The sequence below is a fragment of the Pseudomonas sp. Q12-87 genome (assembly GCF_001269755.1).
In the GTDB taxonomy this organism is placed as follows: domain Bacteria; phylum Pseudomonadota; class Gammaproteobacteria; order Pseudomonadales; family Pseudomonadaceae; genus Aquipseudomonas; species Aquipseudomonas fluorescens_S.
The window spans coordinates 68,125-84,104 of sequence record NZ_LHVI01000006.1 but is presented as its reverse complement, the minus strand read 5'-3'; the positions used below and the strand labels follow the sequence as shown (position 1 = coordinate 84,104).

Annotated in this window: 11 protein-coding genes; 6 read left to right on the top strand and 5 right to left on the bottom strand. The window is 60.1% G+C overall.

Annotated features, from left to right (window positions below; genetic code table 11):
• Positions 1-92 precede the first annotated feature (92 nt).
• Both AD663_RS03575 and AD663_RS03570 read right to left on the bottom strand, forming a co-directional pair.
• Complete coding sequence (locus AD663_RS03575; protein WP_053213297.1) at positions 93-344, bottom strand: hypothetical protein; 252 nt, start codon at positions 342-344, stop codon at positions 93-95.
• 450 nt (positions 345-794) lie between these two features.
• The gene (locus tag AD663_RS03570) at positions 795-2,378 is read right to left on the bottom strand and encodes a peptide chain release factor 3 (RefSeq protein WP_003177920.1); all 1,584 of its coding nucleotides are present in this window, start codon (positions 2,376-2,378) and stop codon (positions 795-797) included.
• Positions 2,379-2,710: 332 nt separating this feature from the next.
• Here AD663_RS03570 and AD663_RS03565 point away from each other — a divergent pair, with 332 nt between their 5' ends.
• From AD663_RS03565 to AD663_RS03545, 5 genes are all read left to right on the top strand, one after another.
• Positions 2,711-3,427 carry an ABC transporter permease gene (locus AD663_RS03565; RefSeq protein ID WP_003177918.1) on the top strand — a complete coding sequence of 239 codons (717 nt, stop codon included), beginning with the start codon at positions 2,711-2,713 and terminating at the stop codon, positions 3,425-3,427.
• A gap of 24 nt (positions 3,428-3,451) precedes the next feature.
• On the top strand, positions 3,452-4,354 hold the full coding sequence (locus AD663_RS03560) for a glycine betaine ABC transporter substrate-binding protein (RefSeq protein WP_053213296.1): 903 nt from the start codon (positions 3,452-3,454) through the stop codon (positions 4,352-4,354).
• A gap of 15 nt (positions 4,355-4,369) precedes the next feature.
• On the top strand, positions 4,370-5,023 hold the full coding sequence (locus AD663_RS03555) for an ABC transporter permease (RefSeq protein ID WP_053213295.1): 654 nt from the start codon (positions 4,370-4,372) through the stop codon (positions 5,021-5,023).
• A complete protein-coding gene (locus AD663_RS03550; protein WP_053213294.1) occupies positions 5,020-6,177 on the top strand; it encodes a betaine/proline/choline family ABC transporter ATP-binding protein in 1,158 nt (385 codons plus the stop codon). The genes AD663_RS03555 and AD663_RS03550 overlap by 4 nt, the downstream gene beginning before the upstream one ends.
• 507 nt (positions 6,178-6,684) lie before the next feature.
• Positions 6,685-7,848 carry a type III PLP-dependent enzyme gene (locus tag AD663_RS03545; protein ID WP_003177910.1) on the top strand — a complete coding sequence of 388 codons (1,164 nt, stop codon included), beginning with the start codon at positions 6,685-6,687 and terminating at the stop codon, positions 7,846-7,848.
• 51 nt (positions 7,849-7,899) lie between these two features.
• On the opposite strand, the gene AD663_RS03540 is transcribed toward AD663_RS03545, so the two are convergent.
• Together AD663_RS03540 and AD663_RS03535 are read right to left on the bottom strand one after the other, a co-directional pair.
• A complete protein-coding gene (locus AD663_RS03540) occupies positions 7,900-8,799 on the bottom strand; it encodes a hypothetical protein (RefSeq protein WP_003177909.1) in 900 nt (299 codons plus the stop codon).
• Positions 8,800-8,903: 104 nt separating this feature from the next.
• On the bottom strand, positions 8,904-11,180 hold the full coding sequence (locus tag AD663_RS03535; protein WP_053213293.1) for an alpha-xenorhabdolysin family binary toxin subunit A: 2,277 nt from the start codon (positions 11,178-11,180) through the stop codon (positions 8,904-8,906).
• A gap of 448 nt (positions 11,181-11,628) precedes the next feature.
• Between AD663_RS03535 and AD663_RS03530 the strand changes: the two genes are divergently transcribed.
• Positions 11,629-14,154 (top strand): sulfite reductase flavoprotein subunit alpha, encoded by a 2,526-nt coding sequence (locus AD663_RS03530; RefSeq protein ID WP_177330204.1) that lies wholly within the window; start codon positions 11,629-11,631, stop codon positions 14,152-14,154.
• 137 nt (positions 14,155-14,291) lie between these two features.
• On the opposite strand, the gene AD663_RS03525 is transcribed toward AD663_RS03530, so the two are convergent.
• Positions 14,292-15,833: an alkaline phosphatase gene (locus AD663_RS03525; RefSeq protein ID WP_053213291.1), complete on the bottom strand. Its 1,542-nt coding sequence runs from the start codon at positions 15,831-15,833 to the stop codon at positions 14,292-14,294.
• Positions 15,834-15,980 lie beyond the last annotated feature (147 nt).

Below are 15,980 nucleotides of genomic sequence, written 5' to 3'. Positions count from 1 at the left end.
TGGGCCTGCTACGCAGTCCAGCGGGAGCAAGCTCCCTCGCCACTGGGTCATGTGTCAATTCCATTCCTGCGAACCAGCAGCCAAAAACTCGATCAGGTCTGGCTATCGCCTTCTTCATCCTCATCGCCATCCGGTGGGTCTACCGGTGAACCGTCGTCATCCTCGCCATCGTCTGGATCGCCCGCGTCTGCATCGGACGCAGCCAGCATCAATTCTCCGTGCGCCCCCGCCGCATTCGACGCGTGCGCCTCATGCTTATCACATTCGGCCCAGGCCGCCGTGGAACCGAGGGATAACACCACCAACACTTTCAGCAAAAACAGCATGCGCAAGAATATCTTCATAGCCGATTCCTTCTATCGCGGATGGAGCCAGGGACTCGCGGCGCTCAAGAGCCAATTCTTGAACAAACCGGCTCATCAAATAGGACGCTCCAATCCAGCCAGAAATGCCACTACCCGTCAGATCGGTTTTGAATAATGCTTATATCCAAACCCACTAGCCACCACATCCCTTGTTGAAGCTCTCCCCAAATGCAGTCCAACATAACACCCTGTGGGAGCGGGCTTGCGAAAACGGTATATCAGTCGACAACAATGTTGATTGACCGTCCGCTTTCGCGAGCAAGCCCGCTCCCACAAATTAAATCAAGGTGCTCACAAATGCAGCGCCAAACATAAGTCCCCTGTGGAGGTGCCCCCAAATGCAGCGCCCACATAACTCCCCCGTGGGAACGAGGTAGAAATAAAAAACCCCGCAGCTTTCGCAACGGGGTTTGGGGTGACACTCAACGCTTAATGATGCTCACGCGTCGCACGGAATTTCACATCCGGCCAGCGCTCTTCCATCAGCGCCAGGTTGACCCGGGTCGGGGCCAGGTAGGTCAGGTGACCGCCACCGTCCATCGCCAGGTTTTCCACGGCCTTGTTGGAAAATTCCTCGAGTTTCTTCTTGTCGCCGCAATCGACCCAACGGGCGGAGTACACGGTGATCGGCTCGTAGGAGCACTCGACCTTGTATTCCTCTTTCAAGCGGCTGGCGACCACGTCGAACTGCAGCACACCGACGGCACCGAGGATGATGTCGTTGCTGCGGGTCGGGAAGAACACCTGGGTGGCGCCCTCTTCGGCCAATTGCTGCAAACCTTGGCGCAGTTGTTTGGATTTGAGCGGATCTTTCAAGCGCACGCGACGGAACAGTTCCGGGGCGAAGTGCGGGATGCCGGTAAAGCCCAGGGCTTCGCCTTCGGTGAAGGTGTCGCCGATCTGGATAGTGCCGTGGTTGTGCAGGCCGATGATGTCACCGGCGAAGGCTTCTTCCAGTTGCTCGCGTTCCGAGGAGAAGAAGGTCAGGGCGTCGCCGATGCGCACGTCCTTGCCGGTGCGCACGTGGCGCATCTTCATGCCTTTTTCGTATTTGCCGGAGCAGATGCGCATGAAGGCGATACGGTCGCGGTGCTTGGGGTCCATGTTCGCCTGGATCTTGAAGACAAAACCCGAGAACTTTTCTTCCACCGGCTCCACGGTACGTTCGTTGGCAACACGAGCCAACGGGCGCGGGGCCCAATCGACCACGGCGTCGAGCACATGGTCCACGCCGAAGTTGCCCAACGCGGTACCGAAGAACACCGGAGTCAGTTGGCCGTCGAGGAACTCCTGCTGGTTGAACTCATGGCAGGCGCCCTGCACCAGCTCCAATTGGTCGACAAAGCGGTCGTACTCGTCACCCAGATGGGCGCGGGCCTCATCGGAATCGAGCTTCTCGATGATCTTGACTTCGGTGCGCTCATGCCCGTGACCGGCGGTATAGACAATGATGTAGTCGTCGGCCAGGTGGTACACGCCCTTGAAGTCGCGGTAGCAGCCGATCGGCCAGGTGATCGGCGCGGCCTTGATCTTCAGGACCGCTTCGATCTCGTCAAGCAGTTCGATCGGGTCGCGGATGTCGCGGTCGAGTTTGTTGATGAAGCTGACAATCGGCGTGTCCCGCAAACGGCAGACGTCCATCAGCGCGATGGTCCGTGGCTCGACGCCCTTACCACCGTCGAGAACCATCAATGCCGAGTCCACCGCGGTCAGGGTGCGGTAAGTGTCTTCGGAGAAGTCTTCGTGGCCCGGGGTGTCGAGCAGGTTGATCATGTGATCGCGATACGGGAACTGCATGACCGACGTGGTAATCGAGATACCCCGTTGTTTTTCCATTTCCATCCAGTCGGAGGTGGCATGGCGGTCGGACTTGCGAGATTTCACCGTGCCGGCGACCGCAATCGCCTTGCCCATCAGCAAGAGCTTCTCGGTGATGGTGGTCTTACCGGCATCGGGGTGGGAAATAATGGCGAAAGTGCGGCGTTTCGCGACTTCGGCGGCCTGTTTGGTCATGGGAAATCGCCTGGCAGGTGATTCAAAAAAGGGCGGCGATTATAGCCCAACTTGTGCCAGGAACCGAACCGTTGAGCACATCCAGGGTGGCCAAATGCTGCCTGATAGGGGAACCTTTTACGACGTGGAGGCGTCCACCCCCCTGATGCGAATACCTGTCAGGGTCTGGAAAATCAGCAAGTTAGCCTGACGGGGCTGCGCTCATGGCTCGATCTGCGTGCCGTTTAACGGCATTGAAAAGAGCTGCTTCTCGCGAACGTTTTCCCGGCAACCCGTGATGGTTTGCCGCCCGGGAAAGCGTGCGCCGACTAAAAAGACAAAGGAGTCCGCCTGTGGCTATCCGCTATGGCAAAGGGCTTATCGGGGGTGCGGTCGTCGTCGCCCTCCTGGCCCTGTTGGTCCACTGGATCGGCATCGATACGATCCAACGTTACCGCGACGACCTGCTGTTTTACCTGCAAGCGCACCTGATGCTTGTCATCGTTTCCATGCTCGCAGCCCTGATCGTGGGCATCCCGGCCGGCATCGCCCTCAGCCGCCCCGGCATGGTCGGGCGCGCCGAACGCTTCATGCAAGTGTTCAACATCGGCAATACCGTGCCGCCTCTGGCCGTATTGGCCATCGCCCTGGGCATCCTCGGCATCGGCAGCGGGCCGGCCATCTTTGCCCTGTTCCTCGCCTCGCTGTTGCCCATCGTGCGCAACACCTACGAAGGTTTGAAAAACGTCCAGGGCTCTCTCAAGGAAGCCGCCGTCGGCATTGGCATGACCCCGCGCCAGGTGCTGTGGAAAGTCGAGCTGCCCAACGCCGTTCCCATCATTGTCGGTGGCGTGCGCGTGGCCTTGGCGATCAACGTCGGAACCGCGCCGTTGGCCTTTTTGATCGGTGCCAACAGCCTCGGCAGCCTGATCTTCCCCGGCATTGCCTTGAACAACCAGCCGCAGCTGCTGCTCGGCGCAGCCTGCACCGCGCTGCTGGCATTGCTGCTCGACGGCCTGGTGACACTGGCCAGCCGCCTCTGGCTGGAACGCGGTCTGCGACCGTCATAAGCCAGGCTGGATAAAGGAATCGTTATGAAGAAGTTGAGTTTGATACTGGGCTGCGTCCTGCTGTTCGCTGGGTTCGCCCAAGCCGCTGAAAACCCCCTGATCCGCCTTGGCGCCCGGGTGTTCACCGAACAGACCTTGCTGGCGGAAATCACCGCGCAATACCTGCGCAGCAAGGGCTACGACGCGCAGATCACTGGCGGCCTGGGCAGCAACCTGGCCCGCAGTGCCCATGAAACCGGGCAACTGGACCTGCTCTGGGAATACACCGGCGTGTCGCTGGTGTCCTATAACCATGTCACCGAGAAACTCGACAGCGCCCAGTCCTACGCCCGGGTGAAAGAACTAGACGCGAAAAAAGGCCTGGTCTGGCTGACGCCGTCGAAATTCAGCAACACCTACGCCCTGGCCCTGCCGGAGAAAGTCGCGCAGAAATATCCGCAGATCAATTCCATCAGCCAGTTGAACGCGGTGCTGCAAGCCGAAGCCGATGACAATCACCTGGTGGCCCTGGACACCGAATTCGCCAACCGCTCCGACGGCCTGGCGGGCATGGTCAAGCAGTACGGCATGAACCTGACCCGCAAGAATATCCGGCAAATGGACGCCGGCCTGGTCTACACGGCCCTGCGCAACGCCCAGGTATTCGCCGGTCTGGTGTACACCACTGACGGCCGGCTGAACGCTTTCAAGTTGAAACTGCTGGAAGACGACAAGCATTACTTCCCCGACTACACCGCCGCGCCGGTGGTGCGCCAGGCGTTCCTCGACGCGCACCCGCAACTGGCCGCGCAGCTCAAGCCCCTGGCCGAGCTGTTCGATGACGAAACCATGCGTCAGCTCAATGCCCGCGTGGACGTCAATCATGAAAGCCCTTCCACCGTTGCCGCCGATTTCCTGCGCCAGCACTCCCTGCTCTCAACCCAATGACCTGGAGGAAAAGCCATGGATTTTCTTGACGCCTTTTCCCATCTGGACTGGCCGCTGGTGCTCCACCTGACCTGGCAGCACATCACCCTGGTGGGCATCGCCGTGACGCTGGCGATCGTGGCCGGCGTACCACTGGGTATCTTCATGACCCGTTTTCCAGCGCTTGCCGGCCCGCTGCAGGCCAGCGCCACGGTGCTGCTGACGATTCCGTCGATAGCACTGTTCGGCCTGTTGTTGCCGTTCTATTCCAAGTTCGGCCAGGGCCTGGGCCCGATGCCGGCGATTACCGCCGTGTTCCTTTATTCCCTGCTGCCGATCATGCGAAACACCTACCTGGCCCTGACCGGCGTCGAGCCGGGCATCCGTGAAGCCGCACGCGGCATCGGCATGACCTTCGGCCAGCGCCTGCGCATGGTCGAGCTGCCTATCGCCGTGCCGGTGATCCTGGCCGGCGTGCGCACCGCCGTGGTCATGAACATCGGCGTCATGACCATCGCTGCCACCATCGGTGCCGGTGGCCTGGGCGTGCTCATCCTCGCTTCCATCAGCCGCAGCGACATGTCGATGCTGATCGTCGGCGCCGTGCTGGTCAGCCTCCTGGCCATTGCCGCCGACCTGCTTCTGCAATGGCTGCAACGCTCGCTGACCCCAAAAGGACTCCTCAAATGATCGAACTTCAAAACCTCAGCAAAACCTTCAAGAGCAACGGCAAAGACGTCAAGGCCGTGGACTCGGTGAACCTGACCGTCAACGAAGGCGAAATCTGCGTGTTCCTCGGGCCGTCGGGCTGCGGCAAGAGCACCACGCTGAAGATGATCAATCGCCTGATCCCGCCGACCTCGGGCAAGGTCTTGATCAATGGCGAGGACACCACCGGCCTGGACGAAGTGACCCTGCGCCGCAACATTGGCTACGTGATCCAGCAGATCGGCCTGTTCCCGAACATGACCATCGAGGAGAACATCACCGTCGTGCCGCGCCTGCTGGGTTGGGACAAGCAGAAATGCCACGACCGCGCCCGCGAGCTGATGAGCATGATCAAGCTCGAACCCAAGCAGTATCTGCATCGCTACCCCCGTGAATTGTCGGGCGGCCAGCAGCAACGGATCGGCGTGATCCGTGCGTTGGCGGCCGATGCGCCGCTGTTGTTGATGGACGAACCCTTTGGTGCGGTGGACCCGATCAACCGCGAGATGATCCAGAACGAGTTCTTCGAGATGCAACGGGCGCTGAACAAGACCGTGATCATGGTCAGCCATGACATCGACGAAGCCATCAAGTTGGGAGACAAGATTGCAATCTTCCGCGCCGGCAAGCTGATCCAGTGCGACCACCCGGACACGCTGCTGGCGCATCCGGCGGATGAGTTCGTCAGCAACTTCGTCGGCCAGGACAGCACGCTCAAGCGCTTGCTGCTGGTCAAGGCCGAAGACGCGGCAGACAACGCCCCGTCGGTCAGCCCCGAAACGCCGGTGGCCGAAGCACTGGAACTGATGGACGAACATGACCGTCGCTACGTGGTGGTCACCTGCGCCGAGAACAAGGCCCTGGGTTACGTGCGCCGTCGCGACCTGTACCGCCAGACCGGCACCTGCGCGCAATTCCTGCGTGAGTTCAACGCCACCGCGGCCTACGACGAACACCTGCGGATCCTGCTGTCGCGCATGTACGAATTCAACCGCTCGTGGCTGCCGGTGATGGACGCCGAGCGGGTGTTCCTCGGCGAGGTGACCCAGGAATCGATTGCCGAGTACCTGAGCTCCGGTAAGTCTCGGGGCGGCAAGACCAGTATTGTCTCGCCGGCCGACGCAGCCTCTGCCTGACTTCTGATAGCTCCCGCACTCTGGAAGGTAGCCTGGGACCTGTGGCCAGGGAGCTTGCTCCCGCTGAGGCGCGAAGCGGCCCCAAAAAGCGATGAGCGCTTCGCACTCAAGCGGGAGCAAGCTCCCTCGCCACAAAGGCAAAAGCCACATTGAGCAGCCTGAAAAACCGATCCAATTGAACATCAACCTGTCACACCGGTCGGTTACATCATGAGCTGTCGCGGGCCGCACGACGGAAGTGTGCAAAAACGCGACATTTTTAGTTGATCTCAGGCCCCTCACGCCCTACAGTTCGCGCCGAACGTCCATGCTGGAAACGATCCATCCGGCTCAAGTACTGACGACGAGACAGCAAGGCCAAGGGAATCACGCATCCCGTGGCCTTTTTGCTTTCGGCGACATGCCTTGGGAAGTAGGCGAACCAAAGTGGGGATACGGAGGACGTTCACGGGGGCTGCTTGCCCTCACACCCATTGATCCTGATGTTTGCCAGTAGGAGTCCCAAGTATGTCGATCCAGGTCGAAGATTATTTCGCGCGCGAAACCTTCCAGAAAATGAAAGCGTTCGCCGACAAGCAGGAAACCCCGTTCGTGGTGATCGACACCGCGATGATCTCCCAGGCCTACGACGACCTGCGCGCCGGTTTCGAATTCGCCAAGGTCTACTACGCAGTCAAGGCCAACCCGGCGGTGGAAATCATCGACCTGCTCAAGGACAAAGGCTCGAACTTCGACATCGCCTCGATCTATGAGCTGGACAAGGTCATGAGCCGCGGCGTGGGCCCGGACCAGATCAGCTATGGCAACACCATCAAGAAATCCCGGGACATCCGCTACTTCTACGAAAAAGGCGTGCGCCTGTACGCCACCGACTCCGAAGCCGACCTGCGCAACATCGCCAAGGCCGCGCCGGGCTCGAAAGTCTACGTGCGCATCCTCACCGAAGGCTCGACCACGGCTGACTGGCCGTTGTCGCGCAAGTTCGGCTGCCAGACCGACATGGCCATGGACCTGCTGATCCTGGCCCGCGACCTGGGCCTGGTGCCGTACGGCATTTCCTTCCACGTCGGTTCGCAACAGCGCGATATCAGCGTCTGGGATGCGGCGATCGCCAAGGTCAAGGTCATCTTCGAGCGCCTGAAAGAAGAAGACGGCATCGTCTTGAAGCTGATCAACATGGGGGGCGGCTTCCCGGCCAACTACATCACCCGCACCAACAGCCTGGAAACCTACGCCGAGGAAATCATCCGTTTCCTCAAGGAAGACTTCGGCGATGACTTGCCGGAAATCATCCTGGAGCCGGGCCGTTCGTTGATCGCCAACGCCGGCATCCTGGTCAGCGAAGTGGTACTGGTGGCACGCAAGTCCCGCACCGCCGTCGAGCGTTGGGTGTACACGGATGTGGGCAAGTTCTCCGGCCTGATCGAAACCATGGACGAAGCCATCAAATTCCCGATCTGGACCGAGAAGAAAGGCGAGATGGAAGAAGTGGTCATCGCCGGCCCTACCTGCGATAGCGCCGATATCATGTACGAAAACTACAAGTACGGTTTGCCGCTGAACCTGGCCATCGGTGACCGTCTGTACTGGTTGTCGACCGGTGCCTACACCACCAGCTACAGCGCGGTGGAGTTCAACGGTTTCCCGCCCCTGAAGTCTTACTACGTGTAATTCGCCACAGTGTGAAACCCGAAAGCCCGTGACCGATGTCACGGGCTTTTTTCATGGTTCCAATCGGTAAGACAGGGCGACCAGGGCACGCGCCATTCCGTCCAGTTCCCGCAGCGGATGAGCCAACTGCGCGAACGAAGTCTGCGCCCGCCGCAGGCTCTGCTGCCGGTCATTGACTTGGAGCTCGACCTTCATTTGCTCCAGGAAATAGCCCATGCGATGGCACACGTCGGCGATGTTGTTTCCCGCTGACGTTGCCCTCACATAAAGCGTGCGCAGCATCTCAAGATGCTCGCGGGCTTTTGCCCTGCGTTGCTGCTGCGAGTAATACGCGTCTGGATCGAATTGCATATTCGGCAGGCAGACCCGCCCCAGGGCGTAGTAAATCTCGATCTTCGAATCCGGCCCGTGACAGCTGCACAGCCTCAGCGTCAATGTGTCGATGAAGCGCACAAAAATGCTGTGGATCGTCTGGGAAACGTCCACGACCAGGGCCTTGAGCCGCGCCACCGCCGTCGCACATTCCTCCAGCCGCAGCACGAGGTTGCCGAGCAATTGCATCAGGTCTGACGTGCGATTGCTCCCCATCGGGCCAAAATTGACCGGCGTGAAACGCGAGGGATCAAGGTTGCCGAGGGATTGGCGAGTCGGCGTTTCCCGGGCCACCTGCTCGAACTCGCGGACAAAAATGGAGGTTTGCCCGACCAACTGGCGGCCCATCGCCCCCAGTGACGGCACGACTGCGACGATGGCCCGCCAGTTGTTTTTATTGGCTATCGCCGTCCGGGTCAGTGCCTGCCCATCCGGAGGTGCCAGCAGTAAGTGTCCGGAACGGCGGAAAACATCCGAGAACTGCTCGATCTCCTTCAAGGCATCCGGCAGACCGCTCAAAAAATCGATGTACTCTTTCAACGAAGAAAAATTCTTCTCGTCCAGCAAGAAGTCGAACATGTTCGATGCCTCATAACGGGCGACTGTCGGTCATTACGATGACAGCCCGACAGTCGCGTACTCCATGGTCAACAGCCCGACCGGCTATCCTTGCCCGGTGAAGCTCAAGCGATTGCCAATGGCAGGGACAGTGGCGTCAGGAATCCAATGAACTGCCGGGCCTGCTGGATGAAGTCGGCGCTGCGCTCGCTCTCTTCGAGGTACGCGTTGGCGTCCATCTGCCTGGCAAAGGCTCGATAGGCCGAGACCACGCCCTGGTATTCGCCCACATAACGGCGGCGCTCATCGTCGATGCCGTGGATGACCCGGATGAACTCGGCCTTGCCCTTGAGCGCCATGATCTCGTTGTTTTTCCCATCGATATCGCCATTCAGCGCCTCGATCTTCCCAACCAGCCTGTCTCGCTCGCGCACCAGATCGACGAACCGGACGCCTTCGCCGACTTGTACCAACGTTTTCTTGAGCTGCTCGATGGCTTGCATGACCAGTTGCACTTCAGGCGGGGCTACGCCGAGCTTCATCACCTGCTCCAGGTTCAGCACCAGATCGTTGCCAATCGCTTCGATGCCGACCTTGCTGAGCGACCCGATGGCCTCAGTGACTTGGCCACGCTCCTTCTGGCGTTCGACCCGTTCATCGTGCAATTGTCCGAGGCTGGCCTCGACGGCTTGACGCTGCTTATCGAGGTCGTCAATGAAGCCCAGGCTCAAGCGTCGATCGAACACATCGTGAATGACCGTCAACTGATCGCTTAGCCGGCGGGTGGCCTGTTGCGCCCATCGGCTTATGCCCGCCAGGACTTCAGCACGGTCAACCTTGATTTCCTCGATATTCTTTTCATCGAACGCGCTCGCCAGCTCTTTCTCCAATCCCTGTAGCTGACGAATCCGCCTATCGAGGACCATGCTCGCGCTTAACGCGGACTCGCTCAGCACATCGCAACTCTTGCCCACGCTGAGCACCAAGTCATCGAACCGCGCCCGCAGCTGCGGCAGGTAATTCCATTGAATGGACAGCGCACGGGCCTGGACTGCGCCGTCTCGCATCTGCCGGTTACTGTCGGCCATGACCTGGAGATCGACCTTGGGATAGTCGCTACGCAATGCGTAGGGTGCGAGGGTGAGCGCAGCGCGAGGTTGGATGCCATAAATACGCTCGTAGTCCCGGTCCGCGTCCTTGAATACCGCGATCAAGGCGTCTGCATCCTGTTCGATCTGCTTCCACGGTTGGGCGACTTGTCTGAAGGCCAGGATGAATCGCCTCAAAGTCAGGGCGTCATGAATGCCGGCAATCGCTTCCTGGGAGGTCGTGATGTAGAGATGCATGACGTTCCACACGTGCATCAGGTTCTGCGTCGCGATGTCGGCGTCGATGGCCACCAGCTCAAGCCCCTGCAAGTCGTGCTTGACGCGACTCAAGGAACCGAGGGTCTGGTTTCTGCTCCGGAGCGCTTCAATCGCTGCTTCCTGCTCCTGGTACAGTCGGTTTCTTTCGGCCCGGATGCTCTCGGCTTCCACCCCCAGGTAAATCGCCAGCGCCAGGCCGATCAGATTCAATCCGGCCGCAGCGCCGAGGGATTTTTCCACTGCCTTGGCGTACTCGTCGTTTTTTTCCTCGATGCGTAACGCCCGCTCTTCGACCTCACGCTTGAGCATCTCGACTTCGATGGGCAGCGCCGTATTGCCAATCAGGCTCAGGCGCAGCTTTATATCGGGAAGAATGTATTGACGAAGGTCATAACCAAAAAGATCGAGGCTGTCCTTGATGGATTTTACCCGCCGAAAGTTATCCTCGACCCTTTCGAAAATCCGGCCCAGATAATAACCCACCTCTTCGACAATGCCCGGCTCCAGCTCAATACCAGGAAATTTTATACCCAACTCCATTTCCAACTTTCTTAACTGCTCCAATGTCTGGATATTATATCGATCAAGTTCCCTGGTAGGCTGGACTTCGATATAGATCTCATCCATCGCCTTGCCGTAAAGGGTCATGTTCGCGGCGAAAAGTTTCAGCTGGCTACCGGTCAACATGATCGATTCGCGCAGGGGCGACCAGCGTTGCGCATGGTTGCGGGTGGCGCGGAAGGTCCTCAGGAAATCTTCATGGCGCAGGCCCGGGCCACCGCCGGCATCGTCACCGAAACTGAGGTAATCCCTAACGTCTCCAGGCGTATAAGGCAGGGCCAGGGCGGCGGCTTCATATTTTCTCAAATCGATGATCTGTTTCTTGGTCAGCAACAACCCTGTCCCACGGGACTCGCCTTCCTGCGCCGACGTCGAAGCGTTGGATAACGTCTTGGGCGCCAGTTGTGCAAAGCGGATGATGTCTTCAGTCGAGGCGCCTTCCAGTGCCTCATTCCAGACGGCTTGAGTATTCATAATTAATCCTTTAATTATTTAATTGCCAAACAGCGAGCCTCGTTGGCTCATTGGCATTTGAAAGTACGGTCAATGTACAGCTGAGCGAACACTAGACGATGAAGTTGGAGGAAGTCAAAGACCGAAAACAAAGCAAACATTAGCGGATAATACAAAGTTGGCGGGTAACTTAGTTTGACCCACGATAAATGTTTCGCCGAAGAATCATGTCGTCTCTCATTGACAGCGGCAATTTTGCGCACCGGGAAAGACCGAAAAACAGCGCCAGCGTCTGGACTGCAAGCCTTGCTTCTTCACCACGGAGGTATCCGTTAGCCAACTGGCACCGGGCAAAAGCCCCGCTCGCGCAACTGATCGGGATTTTTGTGTGTGTTTATGAATGCTTCTCGATAACACACGGCATAATGTGCGCCGTGATAAACAGCGAAGAATGAACAAGGCGAGCGACGTGTTGAAGAAAACCCTGTTCCAGTTGCACTGGTTCTTCGGCATCAGTGCCGGGTTGGTCCTGGCGTTGATGGGCATTACCGGGGCTGCGGTATCGTTCCAGGACGAGGTTCTACGAGCCTTGAACCCACAAGTGCTGACGGTTGAAAAACAACCGGCCGGCGTCCTGCCGCCCGCCGAGCTGGTGGAACAGATCGAGGCCGCTTCCGGTAAAACCGTCGCCATGCTCTGGGTCGAGACCGACAGCGGCAATGCCGCGCGGGTGATTTTCAGCGCGCCGCCCGGGGAAAAGCGTGGGGCCATGCGCTATTTCAATCCCTACAACGCCCAGTTCATGGGCGAGGTGGTGGGCCAGGACTTCTTCGGCCTGATGCTCAGGCTGCACCGGGTCCTGACCTTGGATGAAGTGGGTCGGCAGATCACCGGCGCGTGCACGCTGATCCTGGTGTTCTTCTGCCTGTCCGGGTTGTACCTGCGCTGGCCGCGCCAGTGGAAAAGCTGGCGCGCCTGGCTGACGCTCGACTGGGCGAAAAAAGGCCGCAGTTTCAATTGGGACCTGCACTCGGTGGCCGGGACCTGGTGCCTGGTGTTCTACCTGTTGGCGGCCCTGACCGGCCTGACTTGGTCCTATGAGTGGTACAACAAGGGCGTGACCCGCCTCTTGTCCGATTCGCCCAAGGAAGAACGCGTACGCAACCGCGGCCCCGCACCGCAAGGCCCGGCTCCGGTGGCTGATTATCGGGCCATGTGGAGCAGCATCTACAGCGCCGCCGGCCCGGACCTGTCCGCTTACAACGTGCGCATGCCGCCGGTGGCCGGGCAGCCGGCAACGGTGTTTTACCTGCTGAAAACCTCACCCCACGACCGAGCGCTGAACCAGATCAACCTCGACCCGGCCACGGGGGTCGTCAGCCGCCACAGCCGCTACAGTGACAAGAGCCTCAAGGCGCAATTGCTGACCAGCGTGTATGCCCTCCACGTCGGCAGCTTCTTCGGCCTGGTCGGGCGGATCCTGGTCACGGTTGCTGCATTGACCATGCCCCTGTTCTTCATCACCGGCTGGTTATTGTATTTGGACCGCCGTCGCAAAAAGCGCCAAGTGAAACAGGCACGCCAGCAACTCGCCGACAACCCGAGCGACGCCCCGACCTGGCTGATCGGCTTCGCCAGCCAGAGCGGTTTCGCCGAGCAACTGGCCTGGCAGACCGCCGGCCAGCTCCAGGCCGCCGGCTTGTCGGTGAACGTCCAGCCACTGGCTGGCGTCAGCGAACAAGACCTGTGCAACGCTACCCGCGCCCTGTTCGTCGTCAGTACGTTTGGCGACGGTGACGGGCCGGACAGCGCTCGCGGCTTCGAACGCAAGCTGCTGGGCCGCGCCGTGGGCCTGGAGCGTTTGCAGTATGCGGTGCTGGGCCTGGGCGACCGGCAGTATGAACATTTCTGCGGCTTCGCCCGGCGCCTGCATGCCTGGCTGACGGAACATGGCGGCAAGACCTTGTTCGCCCCGGTAGAAGTCGACAGCGGCGACCCTTACGCCTTGCGTCACTGGCAACAACAACTGGCCGAACTGACCGGCCAAGCGCCGATGGACACCTGGCAGGCGCCCAGCTTCGAGCACTGGACCCTGAGCCAGCGCACCCTGCTCAACCCTGAGAGCAGCGGCTCGGGCGTCTACCTGTTGGGCCTCACGGCTCCGGGCCCGAGCAGTTGGCTGGCCGGGGACCTGGTGGAAGTCCTGCCGCGTAATGACCTGTGGGCCATCGAGCATTTCCTCGACGGGCTCGGTCTCTCCGGCCACGCTCGCGTGCAAATCGATGGCCTGCCACAGAGTCTCGATCAGGCCCTGGCGACCCGCCAGTTGCCGGCAAACCGCGCCCATCTGGTCGGCCTGCATGCCCAGGCGCTGGTGGATGCGCTGGCACCGCTGGCGATACGCGAATATTCCATCGCCTCGATCCCGGCGGACGGCGTGCTGGAGCTGATCGTGCGCCAGGAACGCCATGCCGACGGCAGCCTGGGCACCGGTTCCGGCTGGCTCACCGAACATGCGCCACTGGGCAGCGCCATTACCCTGCGGGTGCGCCGCAACAGCAGTTTCCACCTGCCACCCCAGGGCGTGCCGATGATCCTTTTGGGCAACGGCACTGGCCTGGCCGGCCTGCGCAGCCTGCTCAAGGCGCGCGTCACCGAGGGCATGCAGCGCAACTGGCTGCTGTTTGGCGAGCGCAACCGTGAACACGATTTCCATTGCCGCGACGAACTGCAGGAATGGGTGACTTCAGGCGACCTGGAACGCCTGGACCTGGCCTTCTCCCGGGATCAGAAGCAGAAAGTCTACGTTCAAGACCGCCTGCTGCAATCGGCAGCGCTACTCAAGCAGTGGGTGGCCGACGGCGCGGTGATCTATGTCTGCGGCAGCTTGCAGGGCATGGCCTCAGGGGTAGATCACGTACTCAACAGCGTGCTGGGGCGTGAGGAAGTGGAGCGGCTGATCGAGCAGGGGCGGTATCGGCGGGATGTCTACTGACTACCTCAAATAATGCACAACACCCTGTGGGAGCGGGCTTGCCCGCGAAGACGTCCTGTCAGTCATACATTTATCAACTGACACACCGCTTTCGCGGGCAAGCCCGCTCCCACAGAAAATTTTCTGTGCTCCTTGGATCAAACCGGCTGTAACTTCTTCTCGAACACCGCCACGCCTTCCAGATCCCGCAGCACCACGCTCATCTCCCCGCTCGGCCCGTCGATATTCACCTCACCAAAGAACTGATACCCCGCAAACGGCGAGGTGTTCTGGGCCGGCGGCGCTTTCTGGAACACCACTTCGGGACCAAAGGTCTTGTCCAAGGCATTGGGGCCGAAGCTGCCAGCGTTCAACGGCCCGGCGACAAACTCCCAGAACGGTTCGAAGTCCTGGAACGCGGCCTGTTCTGGGTGATAGTGATGGGCCGCGCAATAATGCACATCGGCGGTGAGCCAGACGTAATTGCGCACCTGATGTTTGCGCAGGTAACCGAGCAATTCGGCGATTTCCATTTCACGGCCCTGGGCCGGGCCGGGATCACCGTTGGCGACCGCCTCCCAGCGCGGCACACCGGGGCTGACTTCACCATCGGGCACACCCAGGCCGATGGGCATGTCGGCGGCGATGACTTTCCACTGGGCGCGGGACTGCTTCAATTCGCGCTTGAGCCAATTCAACTGTTCACGCCCGAGGAAGGGTTTGGCCGCCCCCAGGTTGGCGTCGTTGGCTTCGCGATAGCTGCGCATGTCCAACACGAACACATCCAGCATCGGCCCGTAACTGAGCTTGCGATAGATCCGCCCGCCGCCATCGGCCTTCTGCAAACGCATCGGCGCATATTCCAGCCAGGCCTGCCGCGCACGCCCCACCAAGGTGTGGATATCCCGGGTCTGGTAGCGCTCGTCCAGTTGCTTGCCCGGCGACCAGTTGTTAACCACCTCATGGTCATCCCACTGCCAGATCTGCGGCACTTCGGCGTTGAAGCGCCGCAGGTTTTCGTCCATCAGGTTGTAGCGATAGTTGCCGCGATACTCGTCCAGGGTTTCGGCCACCTTGCTCTTGGCTTCGGTGGTGAGATTGCGCCAGATACGCCCGCCCTCGGTGGTGAGCTGCGCCGGCACCGGGCCGTCGGCATAGATGGTGTCACCGCTGTGGATGAAGAAGTCCGGCAGGCGCAAACGCATGGCTTCGTAGATGCGCATGCCGCCGATGTCCGGGTTGATACCAAAACCCTGGCCAACGGTATCGCCACTCCAGACGAAACGGATGTTGCGCTTGAACTGCGGCACACTGCGCAGATGGCCTAGCCAGGGTTCGCTGGCAACGCCGCTTTGGGCGTCTTCGAAATGCACACGGTAGAAAATCGCCTGGTCAGGCGGCAACCCGGTGAGTTCGACCCGGGCGGTGAAATCGCTACGGGTGTCGGCCACAGGCGAGACAAAGCGGCGGGGATTGCTGAATTGGCTACGGGTGTCCCACTCCACCACCATCCGCGCCGGGCGGTCGCTGCGGCTCCAGATCATCGCCCGGTCGCCCTGCAGGTCGCCGGACTGCACACCATCGGTGAGCACCGGTCGGTCCTTGACCGAGGCCATCACCGCCGGCGCCAGCCCCGGCAACAACAACCCCGCCCCCACGGCTTGCATCACACGACGACGGCCCAGGTCGAATTCGCTCATGGTGTTTCCCCCAAATGGAAAAACTTAAGCATGGCTGTGTGAAATGGGTGTGACAGGAATTTTATGAACACCAATAAACCAATGTGGGAGCGGGCTTGCTCGCGAAAGCAGTGTGTCAGGCGATTTTTTATCGACTGAAGCACCGCT